Genomic DNA, 18,290 nt, shown 5'->3' with positions numbered 1-18,290 from the left:
GTCAGCCTCCGATTACTTGATGGCGGTGCCCAGCACCTGCAGGTAGGCCACCAGGGCGTCCAGTTCGGTCTTGCCCTTGACCTCGTCCACCGAGGCCTTGATTTCGTCATCGCTGTACGGCGCGCCCAGGGTGCGCAGCACTTCCATGCGGCGGGGCAGGCCTTCGGCCTTGACGGTGCGCTTTTCCAGCCAGGGGTAAGCCGGCATGTTGGACTCAGGCACCAGATCACGCGGGTTGATCAGGTGCACACGGTGCCACTCGTCGCTGTAGCGGCCGCCCACGCGGGCCAGATCAGGACCGGTGCGCTTGCTGCCCCACTGGAACGGGCGGTCGTACACAAACTCGCCCGCCACCGAGTAGTGGCCATAGCGCAGGGTCTCGGCCTGGAAGGGGCGAATCATCTGCGAGTGGCAGTTGTAGCAACCTTCGCGCACGTAGACGTCGCGACCGGCCAGTTGCAGCGCGGTGTAAGGCTTGAGGCCCTCCACCGGCTGGGTGGTGGACTTCTGGAAGAAGAGCGGAACGATCTCGACGAGACCACCGACCGCGATCACCAGAACGATGAGCACGATCATGAGGAAGTTGTTGGTCTCGATCCGTTCGTGGGTGAAACCCTGGGGTTTTTGTGCGTTGGCCATGTTGTTGTCCTCAGGCGGTGATCAAGCGTGTGCGGGGTTGACGGCGGGAATGCGCACCGCCTCCACCTTGCCGCTGCGGGCGGTCATGATCACGTTCCACAGCATCAGCACCATGCCGCCCAGGTAGAGCAGACCACCCAGCAGACGGATGACGTAGAAGGGGAAGGTGGCCTTCACCGATTCGACGAAGGTGTAAGTCAGGCTGCCATCGGGGTTGACCGAGCGCCACATGAGGCCCTGCATCACGCCGGCAATCCACATGGCGGCGATGTACAACACGATGCCGATGGTGGCCACCCAGAAGTGCAGCTCAATGGCGGGCACCGAGTACATCTTCTTCTGGCCGAACAGGCGCGGGATCAGGTAGTACATGGAACCCATGGTCACCAGACCCACCCAGCCCAGGGCGCCCGAGTGCACGTGGCCCACGGTCCAGTCGGTGTAGTGGCTCAGGGCGTTGACGGTCTTGATGGACATCATCGGGCCTTCGAAGGTGGACATGCCGTAGAACGACAGGGACACGATCAGGAAGCGCAGGATGGGGTCGTCACGCAGTTTGTGCCAGGCACCCGACAGGGTCATGATGCCGTTGATCATGCCGCCCCAGCTCGGGGCCAGCAGGATGAGCGAGAACACCATGCCCACCGATTGGGTCCAGTCGGGCAGCGCGGTGTAGTGCAGGTGGTGGGGGCCCGCCCACATGTAGGTGAAGATCAGGGCCCAGAAGTGCACGATCGACAGGCGATACGAGTACACGGGGCGCTCGGCCTGCTTGGGGATGAAGTAATACATCATGCCCAGGAAGCCAGCGGTGAGGAAGAAGCCCACGGCGTTGTGGCCGTACCACCACTGCACCATGGCGTCCTGAACACCCGCGTAAGCCGAGTAAGACTTGAACAGGTCAACCGGCACGGCGGCGCTGTTGACGATGTGCAGCAGGGCCACGGCCAGGATGAAGGCACCGAAGAACCAGTTCGCCACGTAGATGTGGCGCACCTTGCGGGTGCCGATGGTGCCGAAGAACACGATGGCATAGGCCACCCAGGTCACGGCAATCAACAGGTCAATCGGCCACTCCAGCTCGGCGTATTCCTTGCCTTGGGTCAGGCCCAAGGGCAGGGAAACGGCGGCCAGCACGATCACCAACTGCCAGGCCCAGAAAGTGAAGCTGGCCAGCGGCCCACCAAACAGACGCGTCTGGCTGGTTCGCTGCACCACGTAGTAGCTGGCAGCGAACAGACCGCAACCACCGAAGGCGAAAATCACCGCGTTGGTGTGCAGGGGGCGCAGGCGGCCGTAGGTCAGCCATTCAATGCCCAGGTTGAGCTCGGGCCAGGTGAGCTGGGCGGCGATGATGACGCCCACCAGCATACCGACCACCCCCCAGACAACGGTCATGACGGCAAACTGCCTCACGACCTTGTCGTTGTAGACCGATTGCTGATCGGCCGCGCTTGTTACGGACATACGGAACTCCTCTTCTTAAATCACTGTCGATAAGTGTCTCGGGGGGACTGGACCCCTGGGTTGACCTACGTCAATCGCTCTTGAGAATGCGCTCGCCTTCGCGTTCGATGTTGTCGAACTGCCCCGCCTGCAGTGCCCACCAGAACACGCCGATGATGCCGAACACCAGCAGCACCGACAGCGGGATGAGCAGATAAAGAATGTCCATTCGAATATACCGATGAAATATGGCTTCTAGCCGTCTCAGGTGCCCGAGACAGTCGTTGGGGCGCCAGGCACACGCGATGCCAGGCGCAGGGCGTTGACGATGACCAGCAAAGAACTCAAGGCCATGCCCAGCCCGGCCAGCCAGGGGGGCATCCAGCCCACCAGCGCCAACGGCACGGACACCGCGTTGTAGAGGGCCGCCCAGATCAGGTTCTGTCGCACCACGCGCATGGTGTCGCGGGCCAGGCGCAGGCTGGCCACCACGTCCATGACCTGCCCACCCTGGATCACGAAATCGGACTGCGCCTGAGCCAGCGGCGCGCCATGCCCCAGCGCGAAGGAGACATCGGCCCGCGCCAGCACCGGGCCGTCGTTCAGACCGTCGCCCACCATGGCCACGCGCCAGCCTTGTGACTGCAGTGCCATCAGCTCTTCCAGCTTGCGCTCGGGCGACGCCTCGGCCATGGTGCCATCGACGCCCACCAGCCCAGCCACGCGCTCAGCGGCCTCACGCCGGTCGCCCGACAACAGCCAGGTGCGAATGCCCAAGGCGCGCAATTCGGCCACGGCCTGCACCGCGTCATCGCGCAGGCCCTCTTCCATCTCGAAGGTGGCCATCCAGCCCTGCTCGTCAGCCAAGTGGGCCTGGGGCAGCGCAGACAAGGCCTGCTGAGGCGCCAGGCCCGCGAACGGTGCCGACCCCAGGCGCAACACCACCACCTCGCCTTGGCGCAACTGCACACCCTGCCCTGCCACCTCTTCGATTTCGCCCGGCCAGGTGGTTAACGGCAATGACTCGGCCGCTTGCGCAATGGCGCGAGACACCGGGTGCAGCGACCCGCGCGCCAACAGGCCGGCCACGGCCACCGCCTGCTCTTGCGTGACGCCCGGACGAGTGCGCACGGTTTGCAGGCGCAGGCGGTCTTGGGTCAGCGTGCCGGTCTTGTCGAACACCACCGCATTGATGCCCGCCAAGGTCTCGAAGGCTTGCAAGCGACGCACCAGGATGCCGCGGCGCGCCAACGCGCCGGCCGAACTCAACATGGCCGCGGGCGTGGCCAGCGACAGGGCACAGGGGCAAGTGACGATCAGCACCGCCACCGCCACGGCCAGCGCGCGAGAGGGGTCCACCTGCCACCAGGCAAAGCCGGCGGCGGCGGCCGCCACCAGCACCAGCACCAGAAAGGGGGCGGCAATGCGGTCGGCCAGCACGGCCAGCCGGGGCTTCTCGGTGGAGGCCTGCTCCATCAGGCGCACGATCTGGCCAAAGCGCGTGTCGCTGCCCAGGCCGGTGATGCGCACCTGCACCTGCCCCGCCAGGTTGAAGCTGCCGGCCACCACCGCCTCGCCCTGCTGGCGGGTCACGGGGTGAGACTCGCCCGTGAGCAAGGCCTCATCGACGGTGGCGCGGGGCGACAGGAGATGGGCATCGCCAGGGAAGGCTTGCCCGGCTTGCACCCGGACCACGTCACCCACCTGCAGCCGCCGCGACGACACAGCCTCCCAACCGCCGTCGGCCTTCAGGCGCTCCGATACCTCGGGCAGGCGGTTCATCAGGGTGTCCAGGGCGCCGGCGGTGCGGTCGCGCGCCTTGAATTCCAGGTAGCGCCCGCCCAGCAGGAAGAACACGAACATGGTGAGCGAGTCAAACCAGACCTCGCCGCCCCACGGCCCAGTGGGATCAAACGTGGCGGCCGAGCTGGCCAAGAAGGTGACGAGAATGCCGATGGACACCGGCGTGTCCATGCCCACACGACCACGCCTGAGGTCGTTCCAGGCACTGCGGAAGAAGGGGCCGCTGGCAAAAAACACGACCGGCAAGCTGATGACCCAACTGGCCCAGCGCAACAACTGGTCAATGTCGGCCGGGATTTCGCCTGGTTGGGTGACGTAAGCCGGCCACGCGTACATCATGACCTGCATCATGCAGAAGCCGGCCACGAACAGGCGCCACAGCGCCTGCCGGGTTTCTTTCAGGCGCTCGCTGATGGACAGGGCCTGTTGAAGTGGCAAGAGGCGATAGCCCGTGTCGCCCACGGCGCGGGCCAGCACAGAGACTTGGATGCGCGCCGGGTCCCAGCGCAAGACCAAGCGCCGGGTGGCAGCGTGCACGCGAGCCGAGAGCACGCCCGGTGCATGCTGCAAAGCGCCCTCCACCGTGTCGGCACAGGCTGCGCAGTACATGCCCTGCACCAGCAGCACCGACTCGGCCACCTCGCCCTCGGGGGTGGACACGCGCTCGGTGAAGGCCTGCTGCTCGATCGGATCGTCGAGCACGGCGAAGTCATCGGTGACCGTGAGGGGGCCGCGGTGCTCGCCCAGCCAGGGCGGGGCAACAGAGGAGGATGATGAAGCGTCAGCGGCCAAGGGCGCCGCCGGGCTCACGGGCGCGGCCGAAGACATGGGTTGAGGGTAATCCATTAGGTGAGTCACCTGCTTGACTTAAGTCAACCACAAGCCGGTCAACTTTGCTACCCTGCACCGTACAGCAACAACCCGCCTGAGAGGAGAAGACCATGTACAAGCGCATTCTGGTGGCCACCGATGGCTCCAAGCTGTCCCAGCAAGCCATCAGCCACGCATTGGGCTTGGCCGATGTGACTGGCGCGGACGTCGTGGCGCTCAAAGTGGTGCCGCGTTATCCGCAAACCTACTTCGAGGGCGGCGTGGCGCTCGCAGCAGCCGAGGTGGCACGCATCGAGAAGCAGTGGCAAGAAGAGGCCATGAAGGCCGTGAACGCGGTGAAAGACGCGGGCCAGAAGCTGGAAGTGAAGGTCAAGCCCATCACGGTGAAGTCGGACACAGTGTCCGATGCCATCATCTCGGCGGCCAAGCGCAACAAGTGCGACCTGATCGTGATGGCCTCGCACGGCCGCCGTGGCATCAAGCGCCTGCTGCTGGGCAGCGAAACCCAGCAGGTGCTGACCCACTCGCACATCCCGGTGCTGGTCCTGCGCTGATCGCGCCCGACCCCACCCGACGGCAAAAGCGCCGGCACCGACCGGCGCTTTTTTGTTGGGCACTCAGGCGCTGAACAGGTGCTTGTGCTGCTCGCGCAGCAGGTTCTTTTGCACCTTGCCCATGGTGTTGCGAGGCAACTCGGGCACCACCAGGCAGCGCTTGGGAATCTTGTAGTTGGCCAGCCGCCCTTTGAGGCCATTGATCAGCGAGACCGGGTCGGGCTCGAAGCCCGGGCGGGCAATGACCACGGCCACCCCCACCTCGCCGAAGTCGGGGTGAGGCACACCCACCACCGCGCTTTCGGCCACACCGTGCATCTGGTTGAGCTCGGCCTCGATCTCGGCCGGGTACACGTTGTAGCCACCCGAGATGATGAGGTCTTTGCTGCGCCCGACGATGGTCACGTAACCGCGCTCGTCGATCTTGCCCACGTCGCCGGTCTTGAAGAAGCCATCGGTGGTGAACTCTTCGGCGGTTTTTTCGGGCATGCGCCAGTAACCACTGAACACGTTGGGGCCACGCACCTGGATGCCCCCCACCTCCCCCACCTCGACCGGTCGCCCCGCGTCGTCCACCACGCGCAACTCCACACCCGGCAAGGGAAAGCCCACGGTGGCGCCGCGCCGCTCGAACTGCCCGCCATGGCGTGGGTCGGCCTGATAGGGGTTGGAGGTGAGCATGATGGTCTCGCTCATGCCATAGCGCTCCAGGATGGTGTGCCCGGTGCGCTCCTGCCACTGCGTGAAGGTCTCGATCAGCAGCGGCGCCGAGCCCGAAATGAACAGGCGCATGTGCGACGCGGCCTCACGCGTGAGCGCCGGGTCGGCCAGCAGGCGGGTGTACAGCGTGGGCACGCCCATGAAAACGGTGGCGCGGGGCAATAGGTCAATGACGGCCCGCGGTTCAAACTTGTTGAGCCACAGCATGGGGCTGCCGTTGAGGAGCGCGCCGTGAATGGCCACGAACAGGCCGTGCACGTGGAAGATGGGCAAGGCGTGGATGAGCACGTCATCCGGCCGCCAGCCCCAGTAGTCGCGCAGCACCCGGGCGTTGCTCAGCATATTGCCGTGCGAGAGCATGGCGCCTTTGCTGCGGCCGGTGGTGCCACTGGTGTAGATGATGACGGCCAGGTCATCGGCCCCGCACTGGGCCGGGGTGTGCTGGTCGCTGTGGTGGGAGGCGCGGTCGAGCAAGGTGCCGGTGCGGTCATCGCCCAGCGTGTACACGTGGCGAGTGCCGGCGTTGAAGGCCAGCTTGGACACCCAGCCGAAATTGGCGGGGCTGCACACCACCACGGCAGGCTCGGCGTTGCCGATGAAGTACTCGATCTCGGCGGCCTGGTAAGCGGTGTTGAGCGGCAGGAACACATGGCCGCTGCGCAAGGTGGCCAGGTACAGCACCAGGGCCTCAACCGACTTCTCCACCTGCACCGCAATGCGCGAGCGCGTCGGCAGCTTGAGGCTGTCGAAGTGGTTGGCGATCATGGCGCTGGCGCGGTCCAGGTCGCGCCAGGTGTAGCAAAGGCCGCCGCCCACGCCGACGGTTTCCACGGCCACGGCGTCCAGGTCGTCGGGGAAGGCCGCGCGCAGGGCCACGAACAGGTTGTGATTGCTCATCTCAATGGCTCAAAAGACAGGGGTTCGTTTGCCCAGGAAAGCGTCGATGCCTTCCCGGTGCTCGGTTGAATCGGCGTAGCGGTAGGCCTGTTGCATCAGGTCTTGGGGAATGGCGCCAGACAGCAAAGACCGCATGGTTTGCTTGTTCAGGCGGGCCGCTTGCGGCGCCATGCCGGCGATGCGTGCCGCGCGGGCATTTGCCTCCGGCGCGACCTGGGCGTCGGGCAAGACGGTGTGCAGAAAACCGCGTGCTTTCATTTCGGCGGCGTCGAGCACGGCGGCCTGCAGCAGCATCTCGCGCGCGGTGAGGGCACCAGCCTCGCGGGCCACCAGCTGCGCCTCGCGCGGCGCCATGGGAAAACCCAAGCGGGCGATCGGGGCGCCAAAGCGAGCCGATTCGGCCGCGACGCGAATGTCACAGCAACTCGCGATTTCCACCCCGGCGCCCATGCAGTTGCCCTCAATCTGCGCCACGATGGGCAGGTCGCAGTCGAGCATGGCCGACAGGCCACCCCACACGTCGTTCTCGTGAAAGTCGCGCAGGGCCGCCTCGTCAAATCGGAACGCCGGGTACTCGGCGATGTCGCCACCCGCACAGAAATGGCCGCCCTGCCCCGCTATCAGCACGCAGCGAACGCCGGCTTGCGTGGGCAGGTGGCGGAAGGTGGCGGCCAGTTCGCGCCACATGGCGCGGGACATGGCGTTGAACTTGCCCTCATGGGACAGGGTGACCCGCGCCAGCGGGCCATCGATGCTGAGTTGAACCTGTCCCATGGACTCCTCAAAAAAAGTGGTCAGTCGAGTTTGGCGCCGGAGGCTTTCACCACCTGCGCCCATTTCTGGATTTCGGCCTTCACGAAGGCATCAAAGGCCGGCCCGGCCAAGTCGGGGAACTCGGCGCCCTGTGCGGCCCAGACCGCCTTGGCTTCGTCGGTCTGGATGGCGCGGCGAATGTCGTCGATGGCGGCCTTCTGCGCATCGGCCGGCGTGCCGCGCGGCGCCCAGATGCCATACCAGGTGGTGACGTTGTAGTCGGGCAGGCCAAGCTCGGCGGCGCAAGGCACATCGGGGAAGGCTGGGTTGCGCTTGGCACCAGACACCATCAGCGCCTTGATGCGACCGCCCTTGATGTGGCCCGCTGACGAGCCCAGGCCGTCGAACATCACGTCCACATTGCCTGCGATCAGGTCGTTGAGCGCCGGCCCGGCGCCTCGGTAGGGAATGTGGGTGATGAAGGTCTTGGTCTGCTGCTTGAACAGTTCACCGGCCAGGTGGTGGGAAGTGCCTCCGCCCGCCGAGGCATAGTTGATCTTGCCGGGCTGGGCCTTCACCTGGCGCAGAAAATCCTGGAAGTTGCCCGTGACGCGCTTGGGGTTGACCACCAGCACCTGCGGCACGCTGGCCACCAGGATGAGCGGCACGAAATCCTTCTCCAGGTCGTAATCGAGCCTGGGGTACATGCTGGGCGCGATGGAGTGGTGCACGCCGCCCATGAACAGCGTGTAGCCGTCATTGGGCGCCTTGGCCGCGATGCCGGCCCCCAGGGTGCCGCCCGCCCCGCCGCGGTTGTCGATCACCAGCGATTTGCCGGTGAGGCGCGTGAACTGGGCGCCCAGTGGACGGGCAAAAGCGTCGGTGCCGCCGCCAGCGGGAAAGGGCACGATGAGGTTCACGGCCTTGGTGGGCCAAGACTGCGCCAGGGCAAAGCCGGGCATGCCCGCCAAGGCAGCCGCCGTCCAGCCGAGCCACTGCCGGCGCGTGGGTTGGAAATTCATGGGTGTTGTCTCCGTCGGTGTTGTGGTTGTCGGCCACTGGCGGCGAGCGCCGGGGGCAAAACCATCGTACGACGGCCAGGGTGAACTGCGCCCCCGGGGAGTTACCGAGGTGCGCCGGCGCCCTGCCCTCAGGCTGCAGGACGCCGGCCGAACCACCACCACATCACCACGCCCCCCACCACCATGGGCACGCACAACCATTGGCCCATGCTCATGCCCAGCGACAGCAGGCCCAGGTGGGCGTCGGGCTCACGGAAGAACTCAGCGATGAAGCGGAACACGCCATAACCCAAAAGGAAAACGGCCGACACACGGCCGGTCGCACGCGGCTTTCTTGCGTACAACCAAAGCAGCACAAAGAGCAGCAAACCTTCCAGCAGGAACTGGTACACCTGCGACGGGTGCCGGGGCAGGTCACCCGCGCCGCGAAACACCATGCCCCAGGGTAGCGACGGGTCGGCCACCCGACCCCAGAGTTCGCCGTTGATGAAGTTGCCCACGCGCCCGGCCGCCAGACCGGTGGGCACGCAGGGCGCCACAAAGTCCATCACCTGCATGAAGGGCCGTCCACGCGAACGGGCATACCAGAGCATGGCCAGCATCACGCCCACCAGCCCACCGTGAAAGCTCATGCCCCCTTGCCACACGGCAAACACCTCCAGCGGGTGCGAGAGGTAATACAGGGGCTTGTAAAACACCACGTAGCCCAGGCGCCCACCGAGCACCACGCCCAGCACGCCCAGGAAAAGAATGTCTTCCACGTCGCGCCGCGCCCAGGCTTGCGGCTGGGTGATGCCCGCGAAGGGCAAGTGCCGCAGGCGCCGAGTACCAAGCCAGTAAAACAGGCCGAAGGCCGCGAGGTAGGTCAGGCCGTACCAGTGAATGGCCAAAGGCCCGATTTGCAGGGCGACGGGATCGATTTGGGGGTGTTGGAGCATGGGCGGAAGACTTGGCGCCGGTGCTCAGGCCGGCAGGGCAGCCCGCGCCGAACGGCGCGGGCTTGACGAGGCGATCAGTCGCCGAGCTTGGACAAGTCGCGAACAGCGCCCTTGTCGGCCGAGGTGGCCAGCAGGGCATAGGCCTTGAGCGCGGCCGACACTTTGCGCGGGCGGGGCAGCTCGGGCTTCCAGCCCTTGGCGTCCTGCTCGGCACGGCGGCGGGCCAGTTCTTCGTCGCTCACCAGCACGTTGATGGTGCGGTTGGGGATGTCGATGCGAATGCGGTCACCGTTGCGCACCAAGCCAATGGCGCCACCGGCGGCGGCTTCGGGCGAGCAGTGACCAATGGACAGGCCCGAGGTGCCACCGGAGAAGCGACCATCGGTGAGCAGCGCGCAGGCCTTGCCCAGGCCTTTGCTCTTGATGTAGCTGGTGGGGTACAGCATTTCCTGCATGCCGGGGCCGCCCTTGGGGCCTTCGTAGCGCACCACCACCACGTCGCCGGCCTTGACCTCGTCGTTCAGGATGTGCTCCACGGCCTCGTCTTGCGACTCGACCACGTGGGCCGGGCCTTCGAACACCATCAGGCTGTCGTCCACGCCAGCGGTCTTGACGACGCAGCCATCCAGCGCGATGTTGCCGCGCAGCACGGCCAGGCCACCTTCCTTGGAGAAGGCATGGTCATAAGAACGAATGCACCCCTCGGCACGGTCCAGGTCGAGACTGGGCCAGCGCGTGGCCTGGCTGAAGGCCACCTGAGTGGGAATGCCAGCCGGGCCGGCCATGTAGAAGGTCTTGACGGCGTCGCTGGGCGAGCGGGCGATGTCCCACTGGTCCAGCGCGTCCTTCATGGTCTTGGCGTGGACCGTGGGCACGTCGGTGTGCAGCTTGCCGGCGCGGTCAAGTTCACCCAGGATGGCCATGATCCCGCCGGCGCGGTGCACGTCTTCGATGTGGTACTTGTTGGTGTTGGGCGCCACCTTGCACAGCTGCGGCACTTCACGCGAGAGGCGGTCGATGTCGGTCATGTCGAAATCGATGCCCGCCTCTTGCGCCGCGGCCAGGATGTGCAGGATGGTGTTGGTGGAGCCCCCCATGGCGATGTCCAGCGTCATGGCGTTCTCAAAGGCCTTCTTGCCGATGGCACGTGGCAGCACCGAGGCGTCGTCCTGCTCGTAGTAGCGGCGGCACAGCTCAACGGCGGTGCGGCCGGCGCGCTTGAACAGTTCTTCGCGGTCGGCGTGGGTGGCCAGCACCGTGCCGTTGCCCGGCAGCGAGAGGCCCAGGGCCTCGGTGAGGCAGTTCATGGAGTTGGCGGTGAACATGCCCGAGCACGAACCGCAGGTGGGGCAAGCCGAGCGCTCGACCTCGGCCAGGTCGGCGTCGGACACCTTGCTGTCGGCGGCCATCACCATGGCGTCGATCAGGTCAAGCTTTTTGATCTCGATGGTCTGGGTGGCGGGGTTGGCCAGGCGCACCTTGCCGGCCTCCATGGGGCCGCCCGAGACGAAGATCACCGGGATGTTCAGGCGCATGGCGGCCATGAGCATGCCGGGGGTGATCTTGTCGCAGTTGGAGATGCACACCAGCGCGTCGGCGCAGTGGGCGTTGACCATGTACTCCACCGAGTCGGCAATGATGTCGCGACTGGGCAGCGAGTACAGCATGCCGTCGTGGCCCATGGCGATGCCGTCGTCCACGGCAATGGTGTTGAACTCCTTGGCCACACCGCCCACGGCTTCGATTTCGCGGGCCACCAGCTGGCCCAGGTCCTTCAGGTGCACGTGGCCCGGCACGAACTGGGTGAAGGAGTTGGCGATGGCGATGATGGGCTTGCTGAAATCGCCGTCTTTCATGCCAGTGGCGCGCCACAGGGCGCGGGCACCGGCCATGTTGCGGCCAGCGGTCGAGGTCTTGGAACGGTAGGCGGGCATGTTGTCTCGGGTACGGTGGGTGAAAGGGTCAGCGGCAAATTATCGCTGCGCGGGCATGAAAGCCCCGATTCGCCTGCTGCCAGCAGGGATGAGGCCCGGCCTCAGGGACGGCGCTTGATGCCCAGGGCGTCGCGTTGCTTGTTGATGCGGTCTTGCCGCTTCTTGTCCATCTTTTCCATGGCCTTGCGGCGGGTATAGCCGGTGGAATCGGCCCAGGCCCACCACAGCACGGCCAGACCGAAGGGCAGCAGCACCCACCACCACGACCAGTCGGCCACGGGGCCCATTTCCAGCACCTTGAGCAAGGCCAGCAACACACCCAACGCCAGGAAATACATCACAAACTCCGGTAAAGGCCGAGTAAAGCCAGGGAACAAGGTGTGGTCAGTCCCCGCGCCCGAGACGGGGCTGGCTAAAATCCGCCCGCCGGTCGCCGACCGCTTTCCTAAGGACAGACCCCATGAAACGTGCTCTGCTGATTATGGCCGCGATGGCCGCCATCTCTGCCCCCGCCATGGCCGACCAGGCCCTGGCCACCGCCAAGAACTGCATGGCCTGCCACGCCGTCGACAAGAAACTGGTGGGCCCGTCCTACAAAGACGTCGCCAAGAAGTACGCTGGTGACGCCAAGGCTGCTGACATGCTGGCCACCAAGATCATGAAGGGCGGCTCTGGCGTGTGGGGTGCCATCCCGATGCCGGCCAACCCGCAAGTGAGCGACGCCGACGCCAAGAAGCTGGCCGCCTGGGTGCTGAGCCAGAAGTAATTCGGCCCTTCGCCAAACAAAAAACCCGCTGCGACCAGCGGGTTTTTTGTTGCCCCCTCCCTGCCACCCAGGCGGCAAGAGAGGAGGAAATGGCCTGATCAGTTGTTTTCTGACAGCTGATCAAGGCTTTGGGTTCTGGTGAGCACATCACGCCGCTGCGCGGCATGAGTGCTCCCCACCCCGTCCGCCTGATCAGTTGTTCTCGGCCAACTGGTCAAGAATGGCCGGGTTCTCCAGCGTGGAGGTGTCCTGCGTGATGGCTTCGCCTTTGGCGATGGAGCGCAGCAGGCGGCGCATGATCTTGCCGCTGCGGGTCTTGGGCAGGTTGTCGCCGAAACGGATGTCCTTGGGCTTGGCGATGGGGCCGATTTCCTTGCCCACCCAGTCGCGCAGTTCCTTGGCGATGGCCTTGGCCTCTTCGCCGGTGGGGCGCGAGCGCTTGAGCACCACGAAGGCCACGATGGCCTCGCCGGTGAGGTCGTCAGGGCGGCCCACCACGGCGGCCTCGGCCACCAGGTCGGTCTTGCCCACCAGGGCCGATTCGATTTCCATGGTGCCCATGCGGTGGCCCGAGACGTTGAGCACGTCGTCGATGCGGCCGGTGATGCGGAAGTAACCGCGGTCGGCGCTGCGCACCGCACCGTCACCAGCCAAATAGAAGCCCTTCAGCTCTTCGGGGAAGTAGCTCTTCTTGAAGCGCTCGGGGTCGCCCCAGATGGTGCGGATCATTGAGGGCCAGGGTTTCTTGACCACCAGGATGCCGCCCGAGCCGTTGGGCACGTCATGGCCTGCTTCATCGACGATGGCCGTGGCGATGCCGGGCAGCGGCAAGGTGCACGAGCCAGGCACCAGCGGCGTGGCGCCGGGCAGCGGGGTGATCATGTGGCCGCCGGTTTCGGTCTGCCAGAAGGTGTCCACGATGGGGCAGCGCTCGCCGCCCACATGGCGGTAGTACCACATCCAGGCCTCGGGGTTGATGGGTTCACCCACCGAACCGAGCAGGCGCAGGCTCTTGAGGTTCCAGTTCTTCGGGTGCACCTTCTCGTCGCCCTCGGCCGCCTTGATGAGCGAACGGATGGCGGTGGGCGCGGTGTAGAAGATGGTGCACTGGTGCTTCTCGATCATTTGCCAGAAGCGGCCGGCGTTCGGGTAGGTGGGCACGCCCTCGAACACGATCTGCGTGGCGCCGGCGGCCAGCGGGCCGTAGGCCACGTAGCTGTGGCCGGTGATCCAGCCGATATCGGCCGTGCACCAGAAGATGTCCTCGGGCTTCAGGTCGAAGGTCCACTGCATGGTGAGGTTGGCCCACAGCAGGTAGCCGCCCGTGCTGTGCTGCACGCCCTTGGGCTTGCCGGTGGAACCCGAGGTGTAGAGCACAAAGAGCGGGTGCTCGGCGCCCACCATCTCGGCCGGGCAATCGGTGCTCTGGCCGGCCACCGCATCGTGAAGCCAGACGTCGCGCCCGGCCACCATGTTGCAGGCGGTGGCGGTGCGCTGGAAGACGATCACGCTCTTGACCGACTCGCAGCCGCCCATGGCGATGCCTTCGTCCACGATGGCCTTCAGCGGCAGCTCTTTGCCGCCGCGCAACTGGTAGTTGGCGGTGATCACGGCCACCGCGCCGGCGTCTTGAATGCGCTCTTGCAGGGCCTTGGCCGAGAAGCCACCGAACACCACCGAGTGGGTGGCGCCGATGCGGGCACAGGCCTGCATGGCCACCACGCCTTCGATGGTCATGGGCATGTAGATGACGACGCGGTCGCCCTTCTTCACGCCTTTGGCCTTGAGCGCATTGGCGAACTGCGAGACCTTGGCCAGCAGTTCCTTGTAGGTGACGCGGGTCACCTCGCCGCCGTCGGCTTCAAAGATGATGGCGGTCTTGTTCTCCACCGGGGTGCCCATGTGGCGGTCCAGGCAGTTGTAGGAAGCATTGAGCTCGCCGTCTTCAAACCACTTGTAGAACGGGGCGTTGCTGCTGTTGAGCACCTGGGTGAAGGGCTTGTGCCAGGCAAGCGTCTCGCGGGCCAGGCGGGCCCAGAAGCCTTCGTAATCGCGCTCTGCCTCCGCGCACAGGGCCTCGTAGGCGGCCATGCCCTGGATGCGCGCGGCCTTCACGGTGGCCTCGCTGGGCTCGAAAACGCGGTTTTCGACCAGGGTAGATTCGATGGCGGAGGATGGCGTGGACATGCAGGTCTCCTGTGTGTTGTGTGAATGACGGGCCGGCGGGCACTGTGCGCAAAGGCTCTTACGAGCCACTTACACCGACGGCCCTCCTACAATACCGCGCAATCGAGACCCGTTCTTGCGGTCTCTGGCCATTCACCCCCCTCTTCCATGACCAACCCCGTCAAATCCACCGGGCCAATTCGGCCCCTGCCCAACCTGATTTTTGCCAGCCGCTGGCTGCAGTTGCCGCTGTACCTGGGCCTGATCGCGGCCCAGGCCATTTACGTCTTCCACTTCTGGGTGGAGCTGGTGCACCTGATCGAGGCCGCCTTTGGCAACCAAGAGGCGCTGCAGAAGCTGATCACCAGCATCGGCTACAAGTCCGACGTGCAGCTCACCGGCCTGAACGAAACCGTCATCATGCTGGTGGTGCTGGCCCTGATTGACGTGGTGATGATCAGCAACCTGCTGATCATGGTGATCGTGGGCGGCTACGAAACCTTCGTGAGCCGCATGAACCTGGAAAGCCACCCCGACCAGCCCGAGTGGCTGAGCCACGTGAACGCGTCGGTGCTGAAGGTGAAGCTGGCCACGGCCATCATCGGCATCAGCTCCATCCACCTGCTCAAGACCTTCATCAACGCTGGCAACTATGACCTGAAGGTGCTGATGTGGCAGACCATCATTCACATCGCCTTCCTGTTCAGCGCCCTGGCCATCGCCCTGGCCGACCGGCTGATGAGCCACCCCAGCGGCGACCACTGATCTCGCCCCCTCTGCACAAAGCGGCCCCAGCGGCCGCTTTTTTCATGGGCCGAGCATCTGGTCTGGCCGCACCCAGGCGTCGAACTCGGCCGCACTCACCCAGCCCGAGGCCAGGGCCGCCTCGCGCAGGGTCTGGCCTTGGTGGTGGGCCTGGTGGGCAATGGCGGCGGCGCGGTCGTAGCCGATGTGGGGCGCCAGGGCGGTGACCAGCATGAGCGAGCGCGCCAGCAGCTCGGCCATGCGGGCTGGGTCGGGCGCGATGCCGCTGGCGCAGTGGCGGTGGAAACTGTCCATGCCGTCGGCCAGCAGGCGCACGCTCTGCAGCAGGTTGTGCGCCAACAGCGGCCGGTAGGTGTTGAGCTGGAAATGGCCCGAGGCACCGGCCATGGACACCGCCACATCGTTGCCCAGCACCTGCAGGCACAGCATGGCCAGGGCCTCGCACTGGGTGGGGTTCACCTTGCCGGGCATGATGGACGAGCCAGGCTCGTTCTCCGGCAGGTGCAGCTCGCCCAGCCCGCAGCGCGGGCCGCTGGCCAGCCAGCGCACGTCGTTCGCGATCTTGGTGAGCGCCACCGCCAGGCCCTTAAGGGCGGCGTGAACCTGCACCAGCGCCTCGGCCCCGGCCAGGGCCGCGAACTTGTTGGGTGCGCTCACCAGGGGCAAGCCGGTGGCACGGGCCAGCTCTTTGGCCACCGCCTCGCCGAAGCCGTGCGGCGCGTTCAGGCCAGTGCCCACCGCCGTGCCACCGATGGCCAGTTCGCTCAGCGCCGGCATGGCCGCCAGCAGCGGCACCCGGGCGTGGTCGAGCTGGGCCACCCAGCCAGAGACCTCCTGGCCAAAGGTCAGCGGTGTGGCGTCTTGCAAATGGGTGCGCCCCACCTTCACCAGCCCGGCGTGGTCGTGCGCCAGGCGATCGAGCGTGGCGCGCAGCGCGCCCAGCGCGGGCAGCACACGCTGCGACAGGCCGGTCAGCACCGCCAGGTGAATGGCGGTGGGGAACACGTCGTTGGACGACTGGCTGCGGTTCACGTCGTCGTTGGGGTGCACCAGCCGTCCCGGGCCGCGAGGGCCGCCCAGGCGCTCGCTGGCGCGGTTGGCCAGCACCTCGTTGGCGTTCATGTTGGTCTGGGTGCCCGAGCCGGTCTGCCAGATGGACAGCGGAAACTCGCCGGCATGCTGCCCCGCCAGCACCTCGTTGGCGGCGGCCTCGATGGCCTGGGCCACGCGCGCGTCCAGCCCGCCCAGGCGCACGTTCACCACCGCACAGGCCCGCTTGACCTGCACCAGGGCGTGGATCAGCTCAGGCGGCATGCGCTCGGTGGAGATGGCGAAGTGCGTGAGCGAGCGCTGGGTCTGCGCGCCCCACAGGCGCTGGGCGGGCACCGGCACGGCGCCCATGGTGTCTGACTCGGTGCGGGTGTCCATGGTGGCTCTCCTGGTGCGGCGAATAGGCCCGTGTGGCGACCTGTCAAAATGCGGGGTTCGCCGACCGGGCCACTGTGCGCCAGATGACGCCGGGCGGCAATGCCTCCTTCCCAACCCCCCGTACCGCCATGCCCACGTCCATCCGCCAAGAAGACCTGATCGAGTCCATCGCCGCCGCGCTGCAGTACATCAGCTACTACCACCCGGCCGACTACATTGCCCACCTGGCCCGCGCCTACGAGCGCGAGCAGAGCCCGGCGGCCAAGGACGCGATCGCGCAGATCCTGACCAACAGCAAGATGAGCGCCTATGGGCACCGCCCCATCTGCCAGGACACCGGCATCGTCAACGTGTTCCTGAAGGTGGGCATGGACGTGCGCTTTGAAGGCTTCACCGGCAGCCTGGAAGACGCCATCAACGAAGGCGTGCGCCGTGGTTACAACCACCCCGACAACCAGCTTCGCGCCTCGGTGGTGGCCGACCCGCACTTCGCCCGCAAGAACACCAAGGACAACACCCCCGCGGTGATCTTCACCGAGATCGTGCCGGGCGACAAAGTGGACGTGACCGTGGCCGCCAAGGGCGGCGGCTCGGAGAACAAGTCCAAGATGATCATGATGAACCCCAGCGACTCGCTGGTGGACTGGGTGCTCAAGACCGTGCCGACCATGGGCGCGGGCTGGTGCCCGCCGGGCATGCTGGGCATCGGCATCGGTGGCACCGCCGAGAAGGCCGTGCTGCTGGCCAAGGAAAGCCTGATGGACGACCTGAACATGTACGAACTGCAGGCCAAGGCCAGCAAGGGCGAGAAGCTCACCCAGGTGGAAGAGCTGCGCCTGGAGCTGTTCGAGAAGGTCAACGCCCTGGGCATCGGCGCGCAAGGCCTGGGCGGCCTGACCACCGTGCTGGACGTGAAGATCAAGATGTACCCCACCCACGCGGCCTCCAAGCCGGTGGCCATGATCCCCAACTGCGCCGCCACGCGCCACGCCCACTTCGTGATGGACGGCTCGGGCCCGGTGTACCTGGAAGCCCCCAGCCTGGACCTGTGGCCCAACGTCAACTGGACGCCCGACACCGAGAAGAGCACCCGCGTCAACCTGGACACGCTCACCAAGGAAGAAGTGGCGAGCTGGAAGCCTGGCCAGACCCTGCTGCTCAACGGCAAGATGCTCACCGGCCGCGACGCCGCGCACAAGCGCATTCAGGACATGCTGGCCAAGGGCGAGAAGCTGCCGGTGGACTTCACCAACCGCGTCATCTACTACGTGGGCCCGGTCGACCCGGTGCGCGACGAGGTGGTCGGCCCGGCCGGCCCCACCACGGCCACCCGCATGGACAAGTTCACCGACATGATGCTGGAGCAGACCGGCCTGATCGCCATGATCGGCAAGGCCGAGCGCGGCCCGGTGGCCATTGAGTCGATCAAGAACCACAAGTCGGCCTACCTGATGGCCGTGGGCGGCGCCGCCTACCTGGTGTCCAAGGCCATCAAGCACGCCAAGGTGGTGGGCTTTGAAGACCTGGGCATGGAAGCCATCTACGAATTCGACGTGGTGGACATGCCCGTGACCGTGGCGGTGGACGCCGGCGGCACCAGCGCCCACATCACCGGCCCGGCCGAGTGG

At 66.0% G+C, this 18,290-nt stretch carries 16 protein-coding genes; 4 read left to right on the top strand and 12 right to left on the bottom strand.

What is annotated here, in order from left to right:
• Positions 1 to 12 precede the first annotated feature (12 nt).
• The 4 genes from ccoO to ACE3RQ_RS17130 form a co-directional block, all read right to left on the bottom strand.
• Positions 13 to 639: a cytochrome-c oxidase, cbb3-type subunit II gene (gene ccoO, locus ACE3RQ_RS17145; protein WP_374523290.1), complete on the bottom strand. Its 627-nt coding sequence runs from the start codon at positions 637 to 639 to the stop codon at positions 13 to 15.
• Positions 640 to 660: 21 nt separating this feature from the next.
• Positions 661 to 2,106, bottom strand: coding sequence for a cytochrome-c oxidase, cbb3-type subunit I (gene ccoN, locus ACE3RQ_RS17140; protein ID WP_374523289.1), 1,446 nt, complete (start codon positions 2,104 to 2,106; stop codon positions 661 to 663).
• Between the two features lie 70 nt (positions 2,107 to 2,176).
• Positions 2,177 to 2,314 carry a cbb3-type cytochrome oxidase assembly protein CcoS gene (ccoS, locus tag ACE3RQ_RS17135; RefSeq protein WP_374523288.1) on the bottom strand — a complete coding sequence of 46 codons (138 nt, stop codon included), beginning with the start codon at positions 2,312 to 2,314 and terminating at the stop codon, positions 2,177 to 2,179.
• A 35-nt stretch (positions 2,315 to 2,349) separates the two neighbouring features.
• A complete protein-coding gene (locus ACE3RQ_RS17130) occupies positions 2,350 to 4,734 on the bottom strand; it encodes a heavy metal translocating P-type ATPase (RefSeq protein ID WP_374523287.1) in 2,385 nt (794 codons plus the stop codon).
• A 95-nt stretch (positions 4,735 to 4,829) separates the two neighbouring features.
• On the opposite strand from ACE3RQ_RS17130, the gene ACE3RQ_RS17125 reads away from it, so the two are divergent.
• Positions 4,830 to 5,273, top strand: coding sequence for a universal stress protein (locus ACE3RQ_RS17125; RefSeq protein ID WP_374523285.1), 444 nt, complete (start codon positions 4,830 to 4,832; stop codon positions 5,271 to 5,273).
• Positions 5,274 to 5,336: 63 nt separating this feature from the next.
• Here the strand turns inward: ACE3RQ_RS17125 and ACE3RQ_RS17120 are convergent, their stop codons facing one another.
• The 6 genes from ACE3RQ_RS17120 to ACE3RQ_RS17095 all read right to left on the bottom strand — a co-directional run bounded on the left by ACE3RQ_RS17120 (position 5,337) and on the right by ACE3RQ_RS17095 (position 11,875).
• Positions 5,337 to 6,890, bottom strand: coding sequence for a malonyl-CoA synthase (locus tag ACE3RQ_RS17120; RefSeq protein ID WP_374523284.1), 1,554 nt, complete (start codon positions 6,888 to 6,890; stop codon positions 5,337 to 5,339).
• 9 nt (positions 6,891 to 6,899) lie between these two features.
• Positions 6,900 to 7,664 carry an enoyl-CoA hydratase/isomerase family protein gene (locus ACE3RQ_RS17115; RefSeq protein WP_374523283.1) on the bottom strand — a complete coding sequence of 255 codons (765 nt, stop codon included), beginning with the start codon at positions 7,662 to 7,664 and terminating at the stop codon, positions 6,900 to 6,902.
• Positions 7,665 to 7,684: 20 nt separating this feature from the next.
• Positions 7,685 to 8,665 carry a Bug family tripartite tricarboxylate transporter substrate binding protein gene (locus ACE3RQ_RS17110; RefSeq protein ID WP_374523282.1) on the bottom strand — a complete coding sequence of 327 codons (981 nt, stop codon included), beginning with the start codon at positions 8,663 to 8,665 and terminating at the stop codon, positions 7,685 to 7,687.
• Between the two features lie 128 nt (positions 8,666 to 8,793).
• Complete coding sequence (gene lgt / locus ACE3RQ_RS17105; RefSeq protein ID WP_374523281.1) at positions 8,794 to 9,603, bottom strand: prolipoprotein diacylglyceryl transferase; 810 nt, start codon at positions 9,601 to 9,603, stop codon at positions 8,794 to 8,796.
• Between the two features lie 74 nt (positions 9,604 to 9,677).
• Positions 9,678 to 11,537, bottom strand: a complete 1,860-nt coding sequence (gene ilvD / locus ACE3RQ_RS17100; protein ID WP_374523280.1) for a dihydroxy-acid dehydratase — start codon at positions 11,535 to 11,537, stop codon at positions 9,678 to 9,680.
• A 101-nt stretch (positions 11,538 to 11,638) separates the two neighbouring features.
• Complete coding sequence (locus tag ACE3RQ_RS17095; protein ID WP_374523279.1) at positions 11,639 to 11,875, bottom strand: TIGR04438 family Trp-rich protein; 237 nt, start codon at positions 11,873 to 11,875, stop codon at positions 11,639 to 11,641.
• A gap of 122 nt (positions 11,876 to 11,997) precedes the next feature.
• On the opposite strand from ACE3RQ_RS17095, the gene ACE3RQ_RS17090 reads away from it, so the two are divergent.
• Positions 11,998 to 12,303, top strand: a complete 306-nt coding sequence (locus ACE3RQ_RS17090) for a c-type cytochrome (RefSeq protein ID WP_374523278.1) — start codon at positions 11,998 to 12,000, stop codon at positions 12,301 to 12,303.
• A 192-nt stretch (positions 12,304 to 12,495) separates the two neighbouring features.
• Here ACE3RQ_RS17090 and acs read toward each other — a convergent pair whose 3' ends face one another.
• Positions 12,496 to 14,490 carry an acetate--CoA ligase gene (gene acs, locus ACE3RQ_RS17085; protein WP_374523277.1) on the bottom strand — a complete coding sequence of 665 codons (1,995 nt, stop codon included), beginning with the start codon at positions 14,488 to 14,490 and terminating at the stop codon, positions 12,496 to 12,498.
• Positions 14,491 to 14,637: 147 nt separating this feature from the next.
• Between acs and ACE3RQ_RS17080 the strand changes: the two genes are divergently transcribed.
• Entirely contained in the window at positions 14,638 to 15,234 is a 597-nt protein-coding gene (locus tag ACE3RQ_RS17080) for a TIGR00645 family protein (protein ID WP_374523276.1), read from the top strand.
• Positions 15,235 to 15,276: 42 nt separating this feature from the next.
• Here ACE3RQ_RS17080 and fumC read toward each other — a convergent pair whose 3' ends face one another.
• On the bottom strand, positions 15,277 to 16,662 hold the full coding sequence (fumC, locus tag ACE3RQ_RS17075; protein ID WP_374523275.1) for a class II fumarate hydratase: 1,386 nt from the start codon (positions 16,660 to 16,662) through the stop codon (positions 15,277 to 15,279).
• A gap of 128 nt (positions 16,663 to 16,790) precedes the next feature.
• On the opposite strand from fumC, the gene ACE3RQ_RS17070 reads away from it, so the two are divergent.
• The coding region (locus ACE3RQ_RS17070; RefSeq protein ID WP_374523274.1) for a fumarate hydratase at positions 16,791 to 18,290 on the top strand (1,500 nt) is incomplete at its 3' end.

The sequence above is a fragment of the Hydrogenophaga sp. genome, from assembly GCF_041913525.1.
Classification (GTDB): domain Bacteria; phylum Pseudomonadota; class Gammaproteobacteria; order Burkholderiales; family Burkholderiaceae_C; genus Hydrogenophaga.
This window is presented reverse-complemented; position numbering and strand designations above follow the sequence as displayed.